The sequence below is a fragment of the Advenella mandrilli genome, assembly GCF_016595155.1.
In the GTDB taxonomy this organism is placed as follows: Bacteria; Pseudomonadota; Gammaproteobacteria; order Burkholderiales; family Burkholderiaceae_B; genus Advenella; species Advenella mandrilli.
In genome coordinates this window covers 294,986-318,086 of record NZ_JAENGP010000002.1, presented here as the reverse complement: position 1 = coordinate 318,086, position 23,101 = coordinate 294,986, and the positions used below count along the sequence as shown (strand labels likewise).

Below are 23,101 nucleotides of genomic sequence, written 5' to 3'. Positions count from 1 at the left end.
CCTTCACGAATCGCAAAACGCAGACCTTCTTCCATCGCGATAGGCGCAATCAGTTCCACGTCCATAGAGACGTTATCACCAGGCAGAACCATTTCTTTTTCTGCAGGCAATGTGATGGTACCGGTTACGTCAGTCGTACGGAAGTAAAACTGTGGACGGTAGCCCTGGAAGAATGGGGTATGACGACCGCCCTCTTCTTTGGACAGAATATACACTTCAGCAGCAAATTTGGTATGTGGCTTGATTGAACCGGGTTTGGCCAATACCTGACCGCGCTCAACGTCTTCACGTTTGGTACCGCGCAACAACAGACCTACGTTATCGCCTGCACGACCTTCGTCCAGCAGTTTGCGGAACATTTCAACGCCGGTACAAATGGTTTTGACGGTATCGCGGATACCCACGATTTCGATCTCTTCACCCACTTTAACAATACCGCGCTCGATACGACCGGTAACAACCGTACCACGACCAGAAATAGAGAACACGTCCTCAACAGGCATCAGGAAGGTACCGTCGATGGCACGCTCTGGTGTTGGGATGTAAGAATCCAGTGCTTTGGCCAGTTCCAGGATGGCTTGTTTGCCCAATGGACCTTCGTCGCCTTCCAGAGCCAGTTTGGCTGAACCCTTGATAACGGGGGTATCGTCGCCAGGGAAATCGTATTTGCTGAGCAATTCACGAACTTCCATTTCAACCAGTTCCAGCAACTCTTCGTCATCAACCATGTCGGCCTTGTTCAGGAACACGATGATGTAAGGAACACCAACCTGACGAGACAGCAGAATGTGCTCACGGGTTTGGGGCATTGGGCCGTCAGCGGCCGAACAAACCAGAATTGCACCGTCCATCTGGGCAGCACCGGTGATCATGTTTTTAACATAGTCAGCGTGTCCTGGGCAGTCTACGTGTGCGTAGTGACGGGCTTCTGTTTCATACTCTACGTGTGAAGTAGAAATGGTAATACCACGTGCTTTTTCTTCAGGAGCTGCGTCAATTTGTGAGTAGTCTTTCGCTTCACCACCAAACTCTTTTGACAGAACGGTACAAATTGCTGCTGTCAATGTTGTTTTACCGTGATCCACGTGACCAATCGTACCTACGTTTACGTGCGGTTTGGTACGTTCAAACTTACCTTTTGCCATGATCTATAATCCAATAAACTATTTTTGAATGAGATTGAATTGTCCGGCCCAATAATCATTATCGGGCACCGGACGCTTTAATATTAAATACTACTTACCACGTGCACTGATAACTTCATCAGCGACGTTTTTAGGAGCTTCAGCGTATTGCTTGAACTCCATTGTATAGGTTGCGCGACCTTGTGTCTGGGAGCGCAGGCTGGTTGCATAACCAAACATTTCAGCCAATGGCACTTCTGCTTTGATGACTTTACCGCCACCAACCATATCGTCCATGCCCTGAACCATACCACGACGGGATGACAAGTCACCCATCACGGTACCGGCATAGTCTTCAGGTGTTTCCACTTCAACAGCCATCATAGGCTCAAGCAGCACAGGCTGTGCCTTGCGCATACCTTCTTTGAAAGCCATTGAACCGGCCATGCGGAACGCGTTTTCGTTAGAGTCAACGTCGTGGTATGAACCGAAGAACAGGGTAACTTTAATGTCAACAACCGGGTAACCGGCAACCACACCAGCACCCAGGGTTTCCTGAATACCTTTGTCAACAGCGGGAATGAATTCACGGGGAACCACACCGCCCTTGATGGCGTCTACGAATTCGTATCCTGCACCACCGGCTTCCAGTGGTTCAAGTTTCAGGACAACGTGACCGTATTGACCACGACCGCCTGACTGCTTGACAAACTTGCCTTCAACTTCTTCGCAAACCTTGCGAATGGTTTCACGGTAAGCAACCTGTGGTTTACCAACGTTGGCTTCAACGTTGAACTCACGCTTCATACGGTCAACCAGCACTTCAAGGTGGAGCTCGCCCATGCCTGAAATAATGGTTTGGCCTGACTCTTCATCACTGCGAACGCGGAATGAAGGATCTTCCTGGGCCAGACGGGACAGGGCAATACCCATTTTTTCCTGGTCGGCTTTGGTTTTTGGCTCGACGGCCTGAGAAATAACAGGCTCGGGGAATACCATGCGCTCAAGCACGATATGATCACCCACGTCACACAGTGTTTCACCGGTAGTAACGTCTTTCAGACCCACTACAGCAGCGATGTCACCAGCCAGAACTTCTTTGATCTCTTCACGGTTGTTCGCATGCATTTGCAGAATACGGCCAACACGTTCTTTTTTGCCTTTAACCGAGTTGAACACAGATTCACCCGCATGCAGGACACCCGAGTAAACACGAACGAAGGTCAGCTGACCAACGAAAGGATCTGTCATCAGTTTGAATGCCAGTGCAGAGAATTTCTCTTTGTCATCGGCTTTACGATAAATGACATTGCCTTCATCGTCTTCGCCCTGGACAGGAGGGATATCAACAGGAGATGGCAGGAAATCAACCACTGCGTCAAGCATGCGCTGAACGCCTTTATTTTTAAAGGCGGTACCGCACAGCATTGGCTGGATTTCGCAGGCAATGGTACGGGTACGGATTGCCTTGATGATATCTGCTTCGCTCAGGTCACCTTCTTCAAGGTATTTGTTCATGAGCTCTTCAGAAGCTTCAGCTGCGGTTTCAAGCAGGTTTTCACGCCACTCATTGGCCTGGTCAACCAGGTTTTCTGGAATGTCGATATACTCGAACTTGGTACCCTGGCTGGCTTCGTCCCAGACGATTCCTTTCATCTTGATCAGGTCAACCACGCCTTTGAATTCATCTTCGGCACCAATCGGGATAACGATAGGCACGGGATGTGCACGCAGACGGGTTTTCAACTGATCATAGACTTTGAAAAAGTTTGCACCGGTACGGTCCATCTTGTTGATGAAAGCCAGACGGGGAACCTGATATTTGTTAGCCTGACGCCATACGGTTTCAGACTGCGGCTGCACACCACCCACAGCGCAGTAAACCATACATGCACCGTCAAGAACACGCATTGAGCGCTCTACCTCGATGGTAAAGTCAACGTGCCCCGGGGTGTCAATAACGTTAATACGGTGTTCTGGATAGTCGCCAGCCATGCCACGCCAGAATGCTGTTGTAGCAGCAGACGTAATGGTAATACCGCGTTCCTGCTCTTGTGCCATCCAGTCCATAGTAGCGGTACCCTCATGGGTTTCGCCAATTTTATGGTTAACACCGGTATAAAACAGAATACGTTCTGATGTCGTTGTTTTACCAGCGTCAATGTGAGCGGAAATACCAATATTACGGTAACGTTCGATGGGGGTTTTGCGGGCCATTGTAGTGTCCTTAAATTACCAGCGGAAATGGGAGAAGGCTTTGTTGGCCTCTGCCATTCTGTGAGTGTCTTCACGTTTTTTCATTGCAGAGCCGCGGCCTTCGGCAGCGTCCATCAATTCACCGGCCAAACGTAAATCCATAGATTTTTCACCACGTTTTTTGGCGGCTTCGCGCAACCAGCGCATGGCAAGCGCCAAACGGCGAACCGGACGCACTTCAACGGGAACCTGATAGTTGGCTCCGCCCACGCGACGGCTTTTAACTTCGACAATAGGTTTAATGTTGCTGATAGCAAGGTTAAAAACCTCGATAGGTTCTTTGCCTGTTTTAGCCTGAACCTGGGCTAGCGCACCATAAACAATACGCTCAGCAACTGCTTTCTTGCCTGAAAGCATAACTACGTTCATGAATTTGGCAAGATCAACACTGCCGAATTTTGGATCTGGCAGGATCTCACGTTTGGGAACTTCGCGACGACGAGGCATCTTACTTCCTTTGTGACTGTTTCAGTTGAACCACTTTCGTGGCCGTGGCTGGCTATTCAGAGCTCAGCCCCTTACATACCGCAGTAAAATTTTCTCACGCAGCTGCGGCTGCACGCTTACCACCTGTTGGCAGGAAGCATTGATTCAAACCAGCTTAAGCTTTCTTAGGACGCTTGGCACCGTATTTGGAACGAGACTGCTTACGGTCTTTAACACCTTGCAAGTCAAGGGAACCGCGAACGATGTGATAACGCACACCTGGCAAGTCTTTTACACGACCGCCGCGCACCAGCACGACTGAGTGTTCCTGCAGGTTGTGACCTTCACCACCGATGTACGAAATAACTTCGAAACCGTTGGTTAAGCGAACCTTAGCTACTTTACGCATAGCTGAGTTAGGTTTTTTAGGTGTTGTTGTGTAAACACGGGTACAAACACCACGGCGTTGTGGACAGTTTTCAAGCGCGGGGCTCTTACTGTTCACGCGGCTAGTTTCGCGCGCTTTACGCACGAGTTGACTAATGGTAGGCATGACCTTGCTTGTCCTATTAATGTACAAAAAATGTACTGGATTTATATATAACGTCTGTTTAACGTACTGACTTTAATGTACGCCTGGCTTTGAAAAATTAACCTGCGTAATGGCAGATCAAGGCTATTCTAAGCTAAGAATTGGTTGTTATATCACCCGAATAGCCAACTTGCCCGCAAAAGTTTAACAACTTGCAGATAAGCAACCACAAAGAGCAATAAATTAACCACGGCTTGTTGTTAAGCATAATGATGAAGCCTAGCAACTAACCATATACCAACCAGTGTACCCCCAAAAAATGGGTTTATACTAATTAGCCCGACACGATACCATATTTAACAAAAAAAGGTCAAGAAAAAATAAAACTTATTATGTTTTTGCATAAAAACCTGGTTTTACAGAAGGTCAATATATGAAATGTCAATCATTGTTAATGATTTTTTGTTAAATTGATAATCACTTTGTTTCCTGTTATCTTTAAGCCAAAATTTTAATAATCACTATTTACCTATCAAGACAGTTTATATGAGTGCATAAAAACATTATAAATAGCTATAGACAATTGATATTGTTAATATAATTTTAAAAGAGATTATTCCTATGCTCATTGCCTCCCTTGAAGACGATCCACTCCAGGCACAATATATCGCCCATACACTTGCGGATGCCGGATTTCAAAGCAAACATTTTGCAACAGGTAAAGACTTACTGGTGGCCTTGAAAAAATCTGAAAACTTTGACTTGTTGCTGCTTGACTGGGAATTACCCGACATTTCCGGTAAAGACATTGTCATATGGATACGCGCCAACCTGGGAAACCAGCCGCCCGTCATTTTCCTGACTAACCGCAACCAGGACCATGATCTGGTTCACGGCCTGAATGCCGGTGCCGATGATTATCTGACCAAACCCTTCAAGGCGCCAGAACTTATTGCCCGTATCAAGGCCATGTTGCGCCGGAACAATGTAGAAAACACCTTAAGCACCATTAAGCTTGATCCCTACGTCTTAAACCCACAAACGCGCGAAATTACCCTGCACGGGGAACCTGTCCAACTGGCACCCAAAGAATTTGACCTGGCCTATCTTTTTTTCGGCAATATCGGACGGCTTTTCTCGCGGGACGCCATCAGCACCTCTATTTGGAACCGGGAAATACCGGCCACGTCACGCACCCTTGACACACACCTGTCTAACATTCGCCAAAAACTGCACATCAATCCCGAAAATGGTGTTCGCATTGTTTCATCCTATGCCCTTGGCTATCGGATGGAATTAATCAATATCAATAATAGATCAGACAGCATAACCGCCTCCAAAGCCTGAATGGTAAAATAACACCATGAAAATTACCGCGCTCATCAGTTTCCTGCTATTGAATATTGCCTCCTTACTCATGCATACCGCCCATGCGCAGCCTGCCGGTGCTCATGAAGACCATTTTCTGTATCAAATCAAACCCGGTGATACCCTTTCTTCCCTGTCTGAAACCTTTACGTCCAGCCCAGCCAACTGGCAAGCCATCAAAAAGGCCAACCGTATTGCCAATACCCGAAAGATCCCCACAGGTATAACGCTCAGGATTCCCTTCAATCTTATCGACGAAGTTCCTGACCAGGCAAAAATCATCTATCTCACCGGCGACGTACTTGTCAATAATCAGCCTATTAGAAAAAATCATCTCATTTCCGAGGCAGACACCATTACCACCGGTGCACAAAGCAATATCACCTTTGAGCTTTCCGATGAAAGCAAGGTGCAAATTCCACCGGACAGCATTGTGCATGTGCAACGCCTGCGAAAATTTCGCGGGGCCGGCCTGATTGACGCCATATTCGATATTCAAACCGGAAAAGTGGCCGCCCATGCCTCCCCCAACAAAACCGGCGTGGGTCGTTTTGAAATTCGCACACCGGTCAGTATTACAGGGGTACGCGGTACCGTGGTCCGGGCAGAAGCCGCCAATCAAACAGGCGCATCAAGCGAACTGCTGCACGGCAAAGCGGCCTTTATTCCCGGTGCATCCCGCTATCAACCCGTGCTCCTCAATGCCAATCAGGGTATTACGGCAACCAGCAAAGGCGAAGCCGGTGATATCATTGAATTATTACCACCACCAGACATCCAGCTAAGCCAGTCCAGTCCATTCGAATTCAAGGTGGATATCAAACCGGTTTCAGGCGCAATCGCCTATCTGGTGCGGGTTTCAAATGACATTTCGGGCTACGATGTCCTGTTTGGCAATACCGTCAAAAAACCCGAAACTAGCGTTACCGGTCCCGGCAAAGGCACCTATTATGTTTCAGTCCGCTCCATTGACAACAATCAGCTTGCCGGTGCCGATGCCGTTCAGCCCTTCACCATTACCGCCACAGGCATCATGACAGAGTCTGGCGTATCTATTGGCACCCAATCCGGCCCCTTGTTGCAAACACAATACTAGCGGCCAAGCTATAAAATATGAAATACATTAAAAAGCGTTATGGTCTCGAATGGCTGGTCATCAGTCTTTTCGTCCTGGCCATTACCGCTTTTCTTTCAGTTTTCAAGATTTTCCCCTTTATTGATGCCCGCCTTTACGATATAGCCATCCAGATTACCCAGGAAAAACCGGCTTCCCAGGAAATCGTCATCGTGGCCGTTGATGACAATAGCATTGCAGAAGTCGGGGTCTGGCCTTGGCGACGCTCGGTCCATGCCAATCTTCTTACTCTCCTGCAACAAAGCAAAACCGTTGCATTCGATATATCCTTCATGGGCACGCAGCCCGACTATAAACCGGATAATGAAATCTTTGCCAGCGCCATCCATAATCATGGCCGTGTCATCCTTGCCAACTATTTCTCCGATGCCGGTAACCTGCCCAACAATCCTGAACCTGAATTCATGCAGGCCGCCCACGGTCTGGGATTTATCAATATCAACATAGATCCTGATGGTCTGGTACGGCGAGTTCCCCTGCAAAAAACGCAAAATGATGGGAGCATGGCCTATCACCTGAGCCTGGCCATGTTAAATGCGGCTGGAGAACAGGAACTGGTTAAACAAACCTTGCAAAAGGCCGGTCATCACGATGTGGCCATCCCGTTTGCCGGTTCGCCGGGCCATTTTCAAATACTGTCTTATGCCGACGTACTGAATCAACGCATTCCCGCTTCTTTTTTCAAAGACAAATACGTCATTATTGGTGTCTGGGGCAGTGGGCTGGGTGACCAGTTCCCCACCCCAACATCATCAAAAAGCCTGAACATGGCGGGAGTGGAAATAATAGCCAATATCTTGCAGGCCAGCCTTGATCAAAGCTGGATCAAAGAAACCGACCTAGGCCTTGATCTGTTGCTTTGCCTGTTGCCACTGCTGGTGTTGTGTTTCTTCCTGAAAAGTTCGTCTCCACGGACTATTCTGCTGCTTAGCATCCTGACGGCACTCATCATTATCCTGGTGCATGGCATCATCATGTATAAATTTGGCATATGGCATAGCCCCTTACCCGCCATACTTGGAATCTTGCTGTTATACCCGCTCTGGAGCTGGCGCACCCAGGAAATCGCACTTTATCAAATGCACCGCGAAATTGCCGAGCTTAACGAAAAAGAACCCCTGCTTAAAACAGAAATTAAAAACTTGCCGTTTGTCAATTACGGCAGATCCCTTAATGAACGGCTTTCGGAATTCAGGGGAATTATGGAGCAAGTCCGAAACTTGCGACAATTCATTATGGATGGCATCAATCGCATGCCCGATGCGATTGCCGTTTTCGACCTGAATCACCAACTGCAATTTACCACCGATACCACCAAAAACTATATGCAAAAAGTGGGTGCCCACATACCCGAAAAAAACCAGGCCTTGACGCAATTCCTGATACCCGTTATCTCTGATACCAAACAACGAGCCGAAATTATTGCGGAAATCAACAAAATCAACGCCCCCGAAGAACAACAAACCAGCCTGCTGGAGGAACTCAGGGAAAATGGTATTGAAATTAAAGATTGCATTGAGCAGAACCTGCTACTGAAATATGTCAATACCTATTCCGGTAATGGCGCCCATATTGGCTATATCCTGAGCCTGAACAATATTACCCCCATTCGCCAGGCCGAACGCAAGCGGGAAGAGACACTGCGTTTTCTCTCGCACGACATGCGTGCTCCACAAAGTTCCATCCAGGCCCTGATTGAACTACAAAAAAACCCTCAATCCGCCTTACCCGATGAACAGTTTTTTCAACGCATCAACGACCTTTCCGGACGAACGCTCAAACTGGTTGACGACTTCCTGCAATTGACACGCGCCGAATCCATGGCCCTGAACCTGGTGCCCGTCAACCTGACGGAATTGCTGGAACATATCATCAATGAATACTGGGGGATCAGCCAAAAACGCAATATCAAGATAAGTAGCGACTTTGGTAACGAGCTTGCCTTTACCCAAGGAGACCAGGTCCTATTATCGCGCTGCTTTGTCAACCTGATTGAAAATGCCTTCAAATACAGTCCCGACAACACCAACATCCACTGTTCCATCCAGCACCAGGGGACCTATTGGCAAGTCAGGATCAAGGATCAGGGCATCGGGATTTCCGAAAAAAACCAGGCTACGATTTTTAATTCATTTTTTCGTGTATCAGGCCCTGACAGTCAGGTGAACGGTATAGGCCTGGGACTGTCTTTTGTCAAAACCGTCATACAACGTCATGATGGCCAGATTCAGGTTGAAAGTGAACCTGGCCATGGAGCAACTTTTATTGTTAATTTGCCGCAGGATGAATCTGAAGAATCTGTTTAGCTTTTTCAATCACAGGCATATCCACCATTTTACCATCCAGCTTGAAAGCGGCAAGTCCGGTTTCATTAGCCATATCCAGCACACGGGTGGCCCAGGCCTTTTCTTCTTCAGTCGGCTCAAAAACCTCATGAATAATGGCAATCTGGGAAGGATGAATACACAGCACACCGGCATAACCCATGCCTTTGGCAAACGCCACCGACTTGGCCAGGCCCTGGGTATTGGCAATATCCGGAAATACGCCATCAAGCGGCGGTAAAATACCCGCTGCACGGCTTTGGATGGAAATCTGGCAACGTACATGGTCCAGCAAGGCGCGGGCCCCATCCGAGTCGTCATCCATATTCAGGTCCAGTGCCAGGTCAAGGGCACCAAATGACACCCTGGCCACACCGGGCGTTTGGCATAACTCGGCAAGATTGGCTATTCCCAGCGCACTTTCAACAATCGGATAAACCGGTTTGCCTGCACGGGCTGCCAATTCAATCTGACGTGCACTTTCGGCTTTGGGCAGCATGACACCGGCAATATTGTCTACCCGGCCACACATGGCGATATCCGCATCAAACCATTCGGCTTTTACATCATTGACCCGCACCAGAAAACGGGCTTGCGGGTTAGCCTGGGCAAATGCCTCAAGGTTTTCCCGGGCGCTATCCTTGGCATTAAACTCAACCGCATCTTCCAGGTCGACAATCACACAATCGGCGCCACTTTGTAGCGCCTTGGGAATACGGTCAACCCGCGTAGCGGGCACAAACAAGGCTGATCTTGATAAACTCATTACACCACTCCCTGTTCACGCCAGCCCGCAATAGTTTGTGCCTCATAACCCAGCTCCTGCAGGATTTTTTCAGAATGCTCACCCAGGCCTGGCACTGCATCAATCCGGTACTCATAAGCATTATTTACACCCGGCGGCAGCAACGTTGGCAGCTTGCCCACAGGACTGTCCATTTCGCGCCAGCGATTGCGCAACTTCAATTGTTCATGCTCCCAAACCCCTTTCATATCATTAACGGAAGCGTTGGCAATCTTGGCGGTTTCCAGCAACTCAATCACCTGTTCTTTGCTCATGCTGGCAAAAGCATCAACAATAATCTGCTTCAAGGCATCCCGGTTGGCAGTGCGCAAGGTATTGTTGGCAAAACGCTCATCAGTCGCCAGTTCCGGTTTACCCAGAACCTGTTCGCAAAATACTTTCCATTCGCGTTCATTTTGCAAGCCCAGCATGATGGTCTGGTCGCCCCCGGTCGGGAATGGACCATACGGATAAATCACGGCATGCGCCGCCCCTGCACGCACGGGCGGCTCCTGATCTTCAAAAGCGTAGTACAGCGGGAAGTTCATCCACTCAACCATGCTTTCCAGCATGGAAACATCAATACGACTACCCTTACCGGTTTTTCCACGCAACAATAGCGCGGACAGGATATTGGTATAGGCATACATGCCAGCGGCAATATCTGCAATAGAACAACCGGCCTTGGCCATGTCATCTTTGGTACCCGTTACCGATACAAAACCGCTTTCGCTTTGAATCAACAGGTCATAGGCTTTTTTCTTCTCGTAAGGGCCGCCCTCACCATAGCCGGAAATATCGCACACAATCAGTTGGGGATATTTTTCATGCAGGGCTTCAAATGACATACCCAGGCGGGCAGCCGCACCAGGGGCCAGGTTTTGCACTAGCACATCCACCTGTGGCAACAATTTTTCCAGTACGTCTTGCGCGGCCTCATCCTTCAAATCCAGCGTAAGGCTTTCTTTTGAGCGGTTGGTCCAGACGAAGTGAGAAGCCATACCCCTGACACGTTCATCATAGTTACGGGCAAAATCACCCACACCCGGACGCTCTACCTTGATGACGCGCGCACCCAGATCCGCCAATTGACGGGTACAAAATGGCGCTGCAATGGCATGTTCAAAACTTAATACGGTGATACCCTCAAGCGGTCTAACACTCATTTGTTTAATTCCTTAAATAATTTTATTTATTTGAAAAGCACTTCGCCAAGCTGGGCAACCGCCCCATCCTGCTGAGCCCACACGGCAGCCTTGCCGTCTTCTTTGATCGTCCCTTCGGCCCTGAACGGTGAAGGACTGATCAAGGGACGTGCACCACGATAAGAAAAGCCAGTCACGGTTTTATCAGGATTGGCATCGGTAAATGAACGCAACACGCAAGTGGCAATCAGGGGGCCATGCACTACCAGGCCGGGATAACCTTCAACTTCGGTCACGTACGGGTAATCATAATGAATACGGTGACCATTGAAAGTGACCGCTGAATACCTGAACAGCATGGTGCTGGTGGGCACAATCTCGCTAGACCACTGGGCCGCTTCAGCCTCAGGCGTGCCTGACAGTTTTGGCGGGCTGGGCTCACGGTACACAATATCCTGTTCTTCGGAAATACACAGTTCGTTATTCTGGGTGTAATCGTGCTTGACCGTAACAAACAGCAATTTGCCGGTTGAACCACTTTTTTCTTTAATAGCCGTAATGGTGGACGTGCGGGTTGCATCCTGCCCCACCACCAGTGGTTTAATAAACTGAACCCGACCACCGGCCCACATGCGATTGCGATTGTCGGCTGGCGGCAAGAACCCACCCCGCTGCGGGTGTCCATCAACGCCCAGTTCCGCCAATGGCAATGGGTCCACGAACAGCGCCCACTGCCACAAATGCGGCAAAGGCTGGCCATTTTCGGGCACCGGCGCATTCAGGCTAAGGGCAATTTTCTTGACATGGGCCGGGTTGATAAACTCGCCATAACTTTCCTGGCGGCCCAGCCAATCATTCAAATTTACACCATTCTGTTCATTACTCATTTCAGTCTCACCATTACGCTTTTAAATATCAGTAATCGTCAAGCATGCCCCAGAAACGGATAAATGTGAATTCTTAAAACCGAAAAGGGGGGTTTTCAGAAAGATAAGGCCGTTTGTATTAGCCGGTGACTTTGCCAGCCTTACTCTGTCCTTCCTCGACATCTTCGCGCATCAGCTGCACCAGATCCTGGGCAAACGGCGGCAGTTTTTCAAGATTGCGCACACAGACATGCAGCTGGCGAAAAGCCCATGCATCCGTTAAATGAATAATTTTTACCGGCATGGTCGCCGCATAACGAAACGCTGCCGTTTCAGGAATCACACCAATGCCCACCTGCGCCGCCACCATCCGGCAGACTGCCTCAAAGCCGCCCACCTCTACCCGAAATTTCAGGGGCACGCCCAGCATATCGGCGGCGTTGCGCAAAAACGCATGGATGGCGCTCCATTCTGACAAACCGACATAATCATAAGACAGGGTATCGGCAAAAGCGATTTGATCAAGCCTGGCCAACGGATGGTTCTGGTGCGTCACCAGCACCAGATTATCAGATCGGTAAGGCATAAAGGTTAGGCCATCAGCCACCGTGTTTTCAGAAGGCTCCACGCCAGCCACCACCCCCACATCGGCCGTGCCTTCGGCCACCGCCTGGACGATCCGGTAACTTAGCCGCTCGCGCAATTCGATACTGACATCAGGATGACGGGCCAGGTATTTACCCAGAATGGCCGGCATGAACTCATTCATGGCCGTGGTATTGGCATACACCCTTACCTTGCCCTTGATCCCTTGGGCAAACTCACTGATATCGCCCCGCAGGTGTTCCAGTTGGCGCATGACAATATGCGCATGGCGCACGAAAGCCTCGCCCGAAGGCGTCAGCGTAACCCCCTGGCTATTCCGGTAAAGCAATGCGGTACCCAGACTGTTTTCCAGATTCTTGATCCGGTTACTGGCGGCCGGCAATGACAGAAAAGAACGCTCCGCCCCCTTTGTCAGGCTATTAACCTCACTGATATTAACCATCAACTGCATATCCGTCAGGTCAAAATGCATTGCCATTTTTCAGCTCCTTAATAATTTGCAAAGCCATACTTAATAAAACATCAATAGTCAAACCACCGGAACTCAGGCACATTTACATCATTGAATAGATCCATTTACCGTTATTACCCGTTATCTAGGAAAGACCTACTATGCAACACCAAGCCGATGCTTATCAGGATATTCGCGATGCCATCCGTGACCTATGCTCACAATTCCCTGCTGAATACTTCAGGAAAGTCGATGAAGAACGCGCCTACCCTGAAGAATTCGTCAATGCCCTGACCGAGGCAGGCTGGCTGGCCGCATTGATTCCCCAGGAGTACGGTGGTTCGGGCCTGAGTCTGACAGAGGCCTCCGTTATTATGGAGGAAATCAACCGTAACGGGGGCAATTCAGGTGCCTGCCACGGACAAATGTATAACATGGGCACGGTACTGCGCCATGGCTCCCTGGCCCAGAAACAGAAATACCTGCCCAAAATCGCCACCGGTGAATTGCGCCTGCAATCCATGGCGGTTACCGAGCCCACCACCGGCACCGACACCACCAAAATCAAGACAACCGCTGTCAAGAAAGACGGCCGCTATGTCGTTAATGGCCAGAAAGTCTGGATCTCCCGTATCCAGCATTCCGACCTGATGATTCTGCTGGCGCGCACCACGCCGATCGAACAGGTCACCAAAAAATCCGAAGGCATGTCAATTTTCATCGTTGACATTGCCGAAGCCATGAAAAACGGCATGACCGTCCGCCCGATTCCCAACATGGTCAACCATGAAACCAACGAATTGTTCTTTGACAATCTGGAAATTCCTGAAGAAAACCTGATTGGTGAAGAAGGCAAAGGCTTCAAATATATTCTGGATGGCCTGAACGCCGAACGTACCCTGATTGCCGCCGAATGTATTGGTGATGGTTACTGGTTCATCGACAAGGTCAGCGCCTACGTGAAGGAACGCGTCGTGTTCGGTCGTCCCATTGGCCAGAACCAGGGCGTACAGTTCCCGATTGCCAAGGCCTTCATCAATATTGAAGCCGCCAGCCTGATGCGTTACGAAGCCGCACGCCGCTTTGACGCTCACCAGGCTTGTGGTACCCAAGCCAATATGGCCAAACTGCTGGCCTCTGAAGCTTCATGGGAAGCTGCCAACGCCTGCCTGCAATTCCACGGTGGTTTCGGTTTTGCCAACGAATACGATGTCGAGCGCAAGTTCCGTGAAACCCGCCTGTATCAGGTAGCGCCTATTTCCACCAACCTGATCTACTCGTTTGTGGCTGAACACGTACTGGGCCTGCCACGCTCATTCTAATGTGACAAAGGGGGCAATGCCCCCTGGCCATCCAAACACACTGTGCTGGCCAATATAAAAACCGGGCGGCTTTCGGGGCGCCCGTTTCTTCACCCCGTTATTGAATTTTATTGCGATCATGACTACACAAAGTGAACAGCTGGCTACGTTTGCCGCCCATCTGCAATTCAGTGATATACCCGCCCCTGTCATCGCCCGCTGCGAAGACCTGTTACTGGACACCCTTGGTTCCATCCTGGCCGGTTCTACCGCCCGCCCGGTAAAAACCATTGATGCCTTTGCCAAACTGCAAGGCCCCACCACCGGCAAAAGCCAGGTATTGGGCAATGTACGTAACACCACTGCCCTGTTTGCCTCTTTGGTTAACGCTGCCGCTGCTCACATGGTTGAACAGGACGACGTGCATAACGGCTCGGTATTTCACCCCGCTGCGGTGGTCTTCCCCCCTGCCTTAGCGGTAGCCCAGGAAATTGGCGCATCAGGCAAAGAGCTGCTGACCGCCTGCGTGGCCGGTTATGAAGTGGGTATTCGCGTGGGTGAATTCCTGGGCCGCTCTCACTACAAAATTTTCCATACCACCGGCACGGCTGGCACCATTGCTGCCGCTGTTACCGTAGGCCGTCTGCTGAAACTGAATCCCGAGCAAATGCTGGATGCCATCGGTTCTGCCGGTACCCAGGCGGCCGGTTTGTGGGAATTCCTGCGCACTGCTGCCGACTCCAAACAGTTGCACACCGCCAAAGCGGCTGCCAATGGCCTGATTGCCGCCTACCTGGCCAAAGACGGATTCACCGGTGCCAAACAGATTCTGGAAGGCGCCCAGGGCATGGGTGCCGGCATGTCTACCGATGCCGATCCACGTAAACTGGTTGACGGCCTAGGAACACGTTGGGCATTACCTGAAACCTCATTCAAATACCATGCCTCCTGCCGCCATACCCACCCGGCCGCCGATGCCCTGCAAGTAGTCATGAAAGACAACAATCTGTCTGCCAATGATGTTGCCAGCGTGGTCACCCATGTACACCAGGGTGCGATTGACGTGCTGGGCGCGGTTGTCAAACCGGAAACCGTCCACCAGTCCAAGTTCTCGATGGGCACAGTACTGGCCCTGATTGCCATCCAGAATTTTGCGGGCCTGGCTGAATTTGACGCAGCCCTGCACGACGAACAGGTGGGTGCTTTCCGTGAAAAAGTCACGATGGAACTGGATGAAGAAGTGGATACTGCTTACCCCAACCGCTGGATTGGCAAGGTTACGGTTACCACCAATGATGGCCGCGTGTTCAAGGGCCGTGTGGACGAACCCAAGGGCGATCCGGGCAACACGCTGAGCCGCCCTGAAATTGAAGACAAGGTCATGCGCCTTGGCCAATACGAAAACGCAGCCCCTGTTGAAACGATCAAGCATTTAATTGATTATATTTGGGACTTGCAGAACAGGGAAGTGATTGAAGCGCTGGTATAAGGCTTGCCATAAAAATTTGATGTTGAAATAACTCTAGTGGAGTAGACTTTGTCCCTGCGTAACAGCAGGGATTTTTTTGCTTGAAATAATCTCCCAATCAATAATATATTTATATAATATTTATTTATATAAAAATTGCATGAATATGCTGTAATGTTGTGCTGTGTACTCGTTCCCACGCTCTGAACTGACCCCAATAAGTTGAAGAGGTGTCCAACTTTTTGGGGTCAGTTCACTCCTGCGTGGAACGTATAATTTTATTCAATGCCCATAGATATTTTCAAACTATAAACTGTTGCATAATTTTTTCTATTAATATAATATTTTATATAATATTTTATATAATATTTATTTATATAACAAAACGTAGTCATCGTTATATGCAAAACCAGCCTGCCTCAAGTTCAGTCGCTGGCAGGCCCTACCCGGATCGGTACCGGTCCATCTATTAACTCACAAGGGATTCGACATGTCACTTCGTATTAATGATATTGCACCAAACTTCACGACCGACTCTACCGCCGGTGAATTAACCTTTCACGACTGGATGGGCGACAGCTACGCCATTCTGTTTTCACACCCCAAAGACTTTACCCCTGTTTGCACCACCGAATTCGGCGCAGTCGCCCGCCTGGCTGGGGATTTTGCCAAACGAAACACCAAGGTCATGGGTGTTTCGGTAGACAGCGTTGATGAGCACCACAAATGGAAGCGTGATATTGAAGCGGTTTGCGGCTCACCTGCCGACTTCCCCATCATTGACGACACGTCCCTGCAAGTAGCCAAGCTGTACAACATGCTGCCTGCCGACGCCTACCTGCCCGATGGCCGCACCCCCGCCGACAGCGCCACCGTACGTACTGTCTTTATTATTGGTCCAGACAAAAAAATCCGCCTGACCCTGGCTTACCCCATGTCTGTCGGCCGTAACTTTGCCGAGATTTTACGTGCCCTAGATGCCATTCAGGCAACCGATGGTGTGCCTGTGGCCACACCCGCTGACTGGCAACCTGGCGAAGACGTCATTGTGGCCTTAAGCCTTAACGATGAACAGGCCAAAGAAAAATTTGGCGAACTCGACATTAAACTGCCTTACCTGCGTTTTGCCAAGGCACCTGCCAAATAATCGTTTGCTGTTATTGCTTTAAACAGGCTTGATCATCAAGCCTGTTAATTGGCTATTAACAAGGACTGAATCTGTGTTTTTCGGGTTCAGTCTTTTTTGATGAAACTCCATTTGAATCATGAGACACCTTGCCTGAACTGGCCATGCAGCCTGAATGGTTTATTAAGGTTAGTACAGCTTCAATAAAATGTATTTAAATACACTATAAATAAGATTTAATAGCACGCAAAATACAAGGAAATCATTTAGATATTTTTGTATTAGCTTATTTTTTCCGGTAATTGGATCACAATAACTGTTGACATGGATAAAGCAACCTTAAAGGACACACCGAAACCGTCAATTACAGGCTTAAATCACAGATGACTCTCAAAATCCATACTGTCATGCAATAAACGCAGCACCTCTATGGTATTGCGTTCACTGGCGCAAAATACAATGATGTGACGTCCTTTTTTTCCATTTCTCACCACATGTAAGGTGTAGATTCTTGCGCCAAGCTCTTCTCTTTGTTTGGCACCTATAATATTTGGGCTTTTTTCTAAAGTAGCCAATGCCAAGTTCAGCGTAAGCGAATACGTTTTTGCCTGATGCTCACCAAAATTCTGTACAGTCCAGCGAATAATATCAATATAATCTTGCTCTGCCGTTTCGGTTAACAAAACCTCCCAAATACCCTCCATCGGCTTTATACTCATTCTGCCAGAACCTTCCCGATTGTTTTATCTGCCAATGCATTCAAGTGTTTTGTTAAGGATTGACCACTTTTAAAGGTTTTAAACCTTCCAGCTGCAATATCATCTTTACCCAACTGAATGGCATCATGCAAAGCTTTAAGCTTAGTAACATACTCAACTTCCTGCAATTCCACCAGACGCAAACCCTCACGCAAAACCTCACTGGCATTCTGGTAACGTCCACTGGTAACCAATTGCTCTACAAGCTGAGCCTGATGGTCAGTAATAACAATATTACGTGTAGGCATGATATGACTCCCATACAATTAATTCAATCATTGGCATATTATGCCAATAGAATTTAGTGTAGATAAAAAATCATTAAAATCAATGTATTAAATGGATAATAAACGCGCACTGACTTTACCAATGATCTGGAAGCTGCAGGCATTAGAGGCCCCATCTTCCAACTTAAAATGGTGCAGGTCATCACAAATTGCGCCACATAAATCAGGAACGGCGCCAATTACAAAAAAACAGGCACGGCAATACTATTTAGGGCAATTACCCGCCTTGCGAAAACCGGCTGCCCGGGCTTCTTTTTCAGTTTTAAAAGGCTGCACATTTTTAGGGCTCATCGCGGTATAGCCCGGGCAGTTGGATAAATGGTAAACCTTGGAGTTTTTGTTGCCCCGCACGTCACCGTTTACCACTTTAGGGCCTGTCTGGCTGGCAGCCCACGCGGTTGTCTGCCCCTTGCGCCAAAGCCATGGCGGCACCGGATTGGCATCGGACCACAAGCCCTTGCGCGCCTTTTTGGCCTGGCTTTGTACGCCATACAGGCTTTTATCCTTGGCATAACTGTCATACACCCAGGCCATACCACGGCGCAGCTGCTCAACATTGGCATCCACGCCATTACAGTTCACCCGGCCCACGACACGGCCATAACGGTCGATATCCTGCACCTGTACCACGGCATTCTGGCCACCACACAGCTGGATTAATGACTCTTTTGAGCGCTGTCCAAAAGCCTGTTTGCTTTCCGGCGCATCAATTTCACCAAGGCGGATGCGTTTTTGGGTTTTATCATTTTGTAGAATGGTAAGGGTATCGCCATCGGCAATACTAACCACCTTGCCTTTCAGTTGCGCGGCCTGCGCCTGCCCAAACAATGTATTCAATACCACCACGAATACAGTCAAACTTTTTTTCATCTTGATTACTGCTTATATTCCAGTCAAAGGGCCCCGGTTATACCATAGCCAGTCATTCATAATTATTAATCCGCATCAGCTTCCGCTTTTTTCCTGGCCTCCAGCATCGCCAGCACGGCACGCTGCTTGCGCATCTGGCACAAACGGATGACCTCACGCTTTTGCGGGTCAGAATAAGTCTGCCAGTTAAAACGCTCGTCACGGCTGCGAAAACAGCCTTTACAATAGCCCTTGGCATTGGCTTCACAAACACCAATGCAAGGGCTGGGAATTTCAAAAAATTCCAGTTGTTCCATATTAATTACAAACCACCCTGTGTCAATTTCATCGGGTTAAGCAGACGTAACAGCTCATCCCGCGGGATATCGGTTTGCTCGGCCGCCACATCCACAATAGGGCGCCCTTCCTTATAAGCCTGTTTGGCAATTTCAGCCGCTTTCAAATAGCCAATAACCGGGTTCAGCGCCGTTACCAGAATCGGGTTACGGGCCAGGGCTTCTTCCAGACGGGCCTCATTCACCCTGAAGGTTTTAATTGCCTTGTCTGCCAGCAAAACGGTAATATTGGCCAGAATTTCAATACTGTTAAGCAGATTATTAGCAATCATGGGCAGCATCACGTTCAATTCAAAATTGCCTGCCTGACCGCCAATGGTAATGGCCGCATCGTTACCAATCACCTGGGCCGCCACCATGGCTGCCGCTTCAGGAATGACCGGGTTCACCTTGCCCGGCATGATGGAAGAGCCCGGCTGCAAGGCTTCCAGCTCGATCTCGCCCAAACCGGCCAGTGGGCCGGAGTTCATCCAGCGCAGGTCATTGGCAATTTTCATGATGGATACCGCAGTTGTTTTTAACTGCCCTGACAGTGAAACGGCAATATCCTGTGAACCGATATGGGTAAAAAAGCTTTCTGCCGGTGTAAAGGTAAGTCCGGTTATTTCACTTAATTGACGGGCAAACTCGGCGGCAAAAGCCGGATCGGCATTAATACCTGTACCCACTGCCGTACCACCCTGTGCCAGACTGTGCAGCAATGGCCGGGTGGCTTTCAACTGGCTGATATTCTGTTCAATTTGCACCGCCCAGCCTGTCAGGCTTTGGCTCAGGCGCACCGGCATGGCATCCATTAAATGGGTACGGCCGGTTTTAACATACTGGTCTACCGTCGCGGCTTTCTCACGAATGGTCTTGGCCAAGTGGGCAAGCGCAGGCAATAGTTTTTTATCCAGCTCTATGGCCGCACTGATATGAATGCTACTGGGGATGATGTCATTACTGCTTTGCCCGAAATTGATATGATCGTTGGGGCTGACTTTGCTTTCATATATTTGTGTTGCCAGCGTTGCCAATACCTCGTTGGCATTCATATTGGTGCTGGTGCCTGAACCGGTCTGGTAGACATCAATGGGAAAATGCACCATGAAATTGTCACTGGCCAGCAGTTCATTGGCTGCCGTCACAATCGCCTTTCCCATTGGCTCGGGTATATGGCCCAATTTAGCGTTAGCCTTGGCCGCGGCCGCCTTGGCGGTTAGCAAGGCAGCAATAAACGCTTTCGGCAAACGCTGGCCGCTCACCGGGAAATTGTTAATGGCCCGTTGCGTTTGTGCCCCATAAAGCGCCTCTTCTGGCACTTCAAGTTCACCCATGCTGTCCCGTTCAATGCGAATTGTCATTTCAGATTCCTTAATTATTTCAGGCAGATGCTTATAATTATACGCGTTACAAGCCAATTTCATTGAACATCCCCAAATACACCCCGGCCTTTTCCACCAAGGGTTTAGGGTAGGCCCGCGATGAGGACGGCATTCGGTAAAAACGCATTTTCCGTGTCTGCCACAAAAACTCAACAAACCCGCCCACGGCAGGCGCGGCAGGAATACCCGGCAGAATAGACAACAAAGTATCGCTCGCTTTCTGCCCCGTGGTCACAATGGCATGGCAGTGCGGCAAGCGTTCCAGCAAGGCCGCGATATCCATGGTTTGCACGATTTGCAGGTGTTTATCAGAGGCATTCTCTTTCAGGCGTATTACCTGCTTCGCGGTATCACTGATGGCAATCCCCTTTTCTTGCAGAAACTGGCGGATTTTGTCTTCTTCATAGCCGTTTTTTTGGGGCGTCAGGAAATAATCACGTTCATTGAAAAAGCATAAACCCATAATACGCCACATATCATTATTCAAATTGGGATAGTAAAAATCCATTTTCCAGCGATGCCGGCCCGGCGGAAAACTGCCCAGCATTAACAAACGGGCGTTTTCGGGTGCAAAGGCAGGCAAAGGGTGTGTTTCTGGTAAAAGTTCTGGCTGCGTCATGGCTTACATCTTCAGGTTTTTCTATGCAAAAATGCATATTTTTCAATAAGACTATGACTGTACTGGAATTATGGTTTTATTTCCTTTAGATTGCATCTTGTACGCATCTTGCCCAACGTTAAAGCCCGGGCGAACAGCGCTGCAAACCCAGTGATACACTACCATAAACAGTCACACAGGCAGATGCCCGGGAGAGATCCATGCAAACCAAACTTCATTATATTTACGACCCGCTGTGCGGCTGGTGTTATGCGGCAGAAAGCCTGCTGGAAACCGCCATTGCATCAGGCAGTGGCCTGTATGAACTTGAGTTGCATGCCGGTGGCCTGTTTCAGCGCATGCACATTCCTGCTGGCAAGCGCGACATGATCCGACAATCCGATGCCCGCATCAGCCAAATGACGGGGCAAATTTTTGGCGATGCCTACCTTAAGGGGCTGCTGGATAACCCGCAAACCATTTTTGATTCCCTGCCCCCCATTGCCGCCATCCTGGCCGCGGAAAAATTGCAGAAAAACCATGCGCCTTTCATGCTCAAGGCCATTCAGCATGCGCATTACCGTGACGGGAAACATATTGTCCAGGCGGACGTACTGGCCGATATTGCCGAAGCCATCGGGCTGGACCGCCATGAATTTGCCATGAGTTATGAAGAAGTGCTGTCCGGCCCAGTCCAAAGCCATATTGATGACACCTTAAGGCTTATGCATCATGCCGGTGCCAACGGTTTTCCGGCATTCGTACTGCAAAAAGGTGACCGGCTGGAAAAACTGGAACACACCTCCTGCTATGGGCAACCTGAAGCTTTCAGGGATTTTTTGCTGGGCAAACTGGACAAACCGGCTACCTGAATTCACGCTGTTACTGAACAAGGTAGACCCACTATTCAAAATGCTGCCATACACACGTTGACACCTTCCTTCAGCCGCATTTTCTACGGCAAAAGCTTCTGTTTTTTGGACTGCCGTTTATTTGCTCCCGGCAATACATCAGGGACTTTCGCAGCACCCGGCCATTTCAATTTGATTTCACTGATAATAACCGCCAGCACAATAAGCACCGCTCCCAACAAAGCCAGCACGGGCAGGCGTTCACCGTAAAGACGGCCAATAATGCCGGCCCAAACCGGCTCTCCGGCATAAATCAGGGTGGCCCGGGTGGCCGACACATGCTTTTGCGCCCAGTTCATGGTGACCTGGATTACCGCACTGGCCACGCCCAGTAATAGGACACATGAAAACAGCAGCCAGGAAAAATCAGGTACCGCTTCACCCACCCCGGCAGATACGCCAAAAGAAACCAGCGAGGTTACCGCCAGCTGAACCACCGTCACCCTGAACAGATTGATTTTGCCGGCAAAACGGCTGATCAGGATAATTTCCACCGCAATGGCAAGCGCTCCAAAAGCGGTAATCATTTCCCCCCAGCCTACCCCGCCACGGGTTCCCTCCGGCCCGGCCAGCAGGGCCAACCCGATAAAGGCAAGCAGAACCCCTGCCCAATTCATGACAGACGGTTTTCTTTTAAGAAAAATCCATTGCAGCAAGGGCACCAGCGGCACATATAAAGCCGTGATAAAAGCGGACTTGCTGCTGGGTATGGTTTGCAGGCCAACGGTTTGCGAACTGTAACCCAGGAAAATACAAATCCCGATTAACAGGCCAGCCCACAATTCCTGTCGCGTCAGCCTCTTAAGCGCCCCCAGGCTGCAGACAGCAATAGCCAGGGTGGCACAGCCAAAACGCAAACCCACAAAAAAGAACGGTTCACTGACCGTCACCGCCAGCTGTACGATCAGGAACGTTGCCCCCCAGAACACAGTCACCAACATCAACGCAAGCTCAGGCTTACCAAAAGATTTTGAAGCAGGCTGGGTATTCATATTCATTGTGGATGACTTACAATAAAAAATCCGCACGGGGACAGGGAGAAAATAAGCGCTCATCATAGCAGAAT

22 protein-coding genes are annotated in these 23,101 nt (G+C 49.4%); 7 read left to right on the top strand and 15 right to left on the bottom strand.

The genetic code is table 11. The annotated features are described in order from the left end of the window. The 4 genes from tuf to rpsL all read right to left on the bottom strand — a co-directional run. Positions 1-1,145, bottom strand: a 1,145-nt coding sequence (tuf, locus tag JHL22_RS03110) for an elongation factor Tu (protein ID WP_200233662.1), incomplete at its 3' end; no start/stop codon positions are given. Positions 1,146-1,235: 90 nt separating this feature from the next. Next, positions 1,236-3,341, bottom strand: coding sequence for an elongation factor G (fusA, locus tag JHL22_RS03105; RefSeq protein WP_200233660.1), 2,106 nt, complete (start codon positions 3,339-3,341; stop codon positions 1,236-1,238). A 15-nt stretch (positions 3,342-3,356) separates the two neighbouring features. Then, entirely contained in the window at positions 3,357-3,827 is a 471-nt protein-coding gene (gene rpsG / locus JHL22_RS03100) for a 30S ribosomal protein S7 (RefSeq protein ID WP_200233658.1), read from the bottom strand. Positions 3,828-3,981: 154 nt separating this feature from the next. Continuing rightward, a complete protein-coding gene (gene rpsL / locus JHL22_RS03095; protein ID WP_169295609.1) occupies positions 3,982-4,359 on the bottom strand; it encodes a 30S ribosomal protein S12 in 378 nt (125 codons plus the stop codon). A gap of 600 nt (positions 4,360-4,959) precedes the next feature. On the opposite strand from rpsL, the gene JHL22_RS03090 reads away from it, so the two are divergent. From JHL22_RS03090 to JHL22_RS03080, 3 genes are read left to right on the top strand one after another with little or no spacing between them, the layout of a single operon-like run. Beyond that, positions 4,960-5,685: a response regulator transcription factor gene (locus JHL22_RS03090; protein WP_200233651.1), complete on the top strand. Its 726-nt coding sequence runs from the start codon at positions 4,960-4,962 to the stop codon at positions 5,683-5,685. Positions 5,686-5,701: 16 nt separating this feature from the next. After that, on the top strand, positions 5,702-6,802 hold the full coding sequence (locus tag JHL22_RS03085) for a FecR family protein (protein ID WP_200233650.1): 1,101 nt from the start codon (positions 5,702-5,704) through the stop codon (positions 6,800-6,802). 17 nt (positions 6,803-6,819) lie between these two features. Further along, on the top strand, positions 6,820-9,147 hold the full coding sequence (locus JHL22_RS03080) for a CHASE2 domain-containing protein (protein ID WP_200233647.1): 2,328 nt from the start codon (positions 6,820-6,822) through the stop codon (positions 9,145-9,147). Here the strand turns inward: JHL22_RS03080 and JHL22_RS03075 are convergent. The 4 genes from JHL22_RS03075 to JHL22_RS03060 form a co-directional block, all read right to left on the bottom strand. Beyond that, a complete protein-coding gene (locus JHL22_RS03075) occupies positions 9,110-9,931 on the bottom strand; it encodes an HpcH/HpaI aldolase/citrate lyase family protein (protein ID WP_200233646.1) in 822 nt (273 codons plus the stop codon). The genes JHL22_RS03080 and JHL22_RS03075 overlap by 38 nt on opposite strands. Next, entirely contained in the window at positions 9,931-11,115 is a 1,185-nt protein-coding gene (locus tag JHL22_RS03070) for a CaiB/BaiF CoA transferase family protein (protein ID WP_200233645.1), read from the bottom strand. Before JHL22_RS03070 ends, JHL22_RS03075 begins: the two co-directional genes overlap by 1 nt. 26 nt (positions 11,116-11,141) lie before the next feature. Next, positions 11,142-11,981, bottom strand: coding sequence for an HTD2 family dehydratase (locus JHL22_RS03065; RefSeq protein WP_200233644.1), 840 nt, complete (start codon positions 11,979-11,981; stop codon positions 11,142-11,144). Between the two features lie 118 nt (positions 11,982-12,099). After that, positions 12,100-13,044, bottom strand: coding sequence for a LysR family transcriptional regulator (locus JHL22_RS03060; RefSeq protein ID WP_200233642.1), 945 nt, complete (start codon positions 13,042-13,044; stop codon positions 12,100-12,102). A 134-nt stretch (positions 13,045-13,178) separates the two neighbouring features. Between JHL22_RS03060 and JHL22_RS03055 the strand changes: the two genes are divergently transcribed. From JHL22_RS03055 to JHL22_RS03045, 3 genes are all read left to right on the top strand, one after another. After that, the gene (locus JHL22_RS03055; RefSeq protein WP_169295616.1) at positions 13,179-14,339 is read left to right on the top strand and encodes an acyl-CoA dehydrogenase family protein; all 1,161 of its coding nucleotides are present in this window, start codon (positions 13,179-13,181) and stop codon (positions 14,337-14,339) included. Positions 14,340-14,457: 118 nt separating this feature from the next. Continuing rightward, entirely contained in the window at positions 14,458-15,807 is a 1,350-nt protein-coding gene (locus JHL22_RS03050; protein WP_200233640.1) for an MmgE/PrpD family protein, read from the top strand. A gap of 469 nt (positions 15,808-16,276) precedes the next feature. Beyond that, positions 16,277-16,933, top strand: a complete 657-nt coding sequence (locus tag JHL22_RS03045; protein WP_200233638.1) for a peroxiredoxin — start codon at positions 16,277-16,279, stop codon at positions 16,931-16,933. 356 nt (positions 16,934-17,289) lie between these two features. On the opposite strand, the gene JHL22_RS03040 is transcribed toward JHL22_RS03045, so the two are convergent. From JHL22_RS03040 to JHL22_RS03015, 6 genes are all read right to left on the bottom strand, one after another. Next, positions 17,290-17,631, bottom strand: coding sequence for a type II toxin-antitoxin system RelE/ParE family toxin (locus JHL22_RS03040; RefSeq protein WP_200233636.1), 342 nt, complete (start codon positions 17,629-17,631; stop codon positions 17,290-17,292). Then, positions 17,628-17,918, bottom strand: coding sequence for a type II toxin-antitoxin system ParD family antitoxin (locus JHL22_RS03035; protein WP_200233634.1), 291 nt, complete (start codon positions 17,916-17,918; stop codon positions 17,628-17,630). Before JHL22_RS03035 ends, JHL22_RS03040 begins: the two co-directional genes overlap by 4 nt. A 243-nt stretch (positions 17,919-18,161) precedes the next feature. Then, on the bottom strand, positions 18,162-18,827 hold the full coding sequence (locus tag JHL22_RS03030) for a thermonuclease family protein (protein WP_200233630.1): 666 nt from the start codon (positions 18,825-18,827) through the stop codon (positions 18,162-18,164). A gap of 65 nt (positions 18,828-18,892) precedes the next feature. After that, on the bottom strand, positions 18,893-19,123 hold the full coding sequence (locus JHL22_RS03025; protein ID WP_200233628.1) for a DUF1289 domain-containing protein: 231 nt from the start codon (positions 19,121-19,123) through the stop codon (positions 18,893-18,895). Between the two features lie 5 nt (positions 19,124-19,128). After that, complete coding sequence (locus JHL22_RS03020) at positions 19,129-20,505, bottom strand: class II fumarate hydratase (protein WP_200233626.1); 1,377 nt, start codon at positions 20,503-20,505, stop codon at positions 19,129-19,131. A gap of 46 nt (positions 20,506-20,551) precedes the next feature. Next, complete coding sequence (locus JHL22_RS03015) at positions 20,552-21,145, bottom strand: uracil-DNA glycosylase family protein (protein ID WP_200233624.1); 594 nt, start codon at positions 21,143-21,145, stop codon at positions 20,552-20,554. A gap of 200 nt (positions 21,146-21,345) precedes the next feature. Here JHL22_RS03015 and JHL22_RS03010 point away from each other — a divergent pair, with 200 nt between their 5' ends. Then, positions 21,346-21,996, top strand: a complete 651-nt coding sequence (locus JHL22_RS03010) for a DsbA family protein (protein WP_200233622.1) — start codon at positions 21,346-21,348, stop codon at positions 21,994-21,996. 83 nt (positions 21,997-22,079) lie between these two features. Here the strand turns inward: JHL22_RS03010 and JHL22_RS03005 are convergent, their stop codons facing one another. Next, positions 22,080-23,033, bottom strand: coding sequence for a DMT family transporter (locus tag JHL22_RS03005; RefSeq protein ID WP_329610622.1), 954 nt, complete (start codon positions 23,031-23,033; stop codon positions 22,080-22,082). Positions 23,034-23,101: the final 68 nt, after the last annotated feature.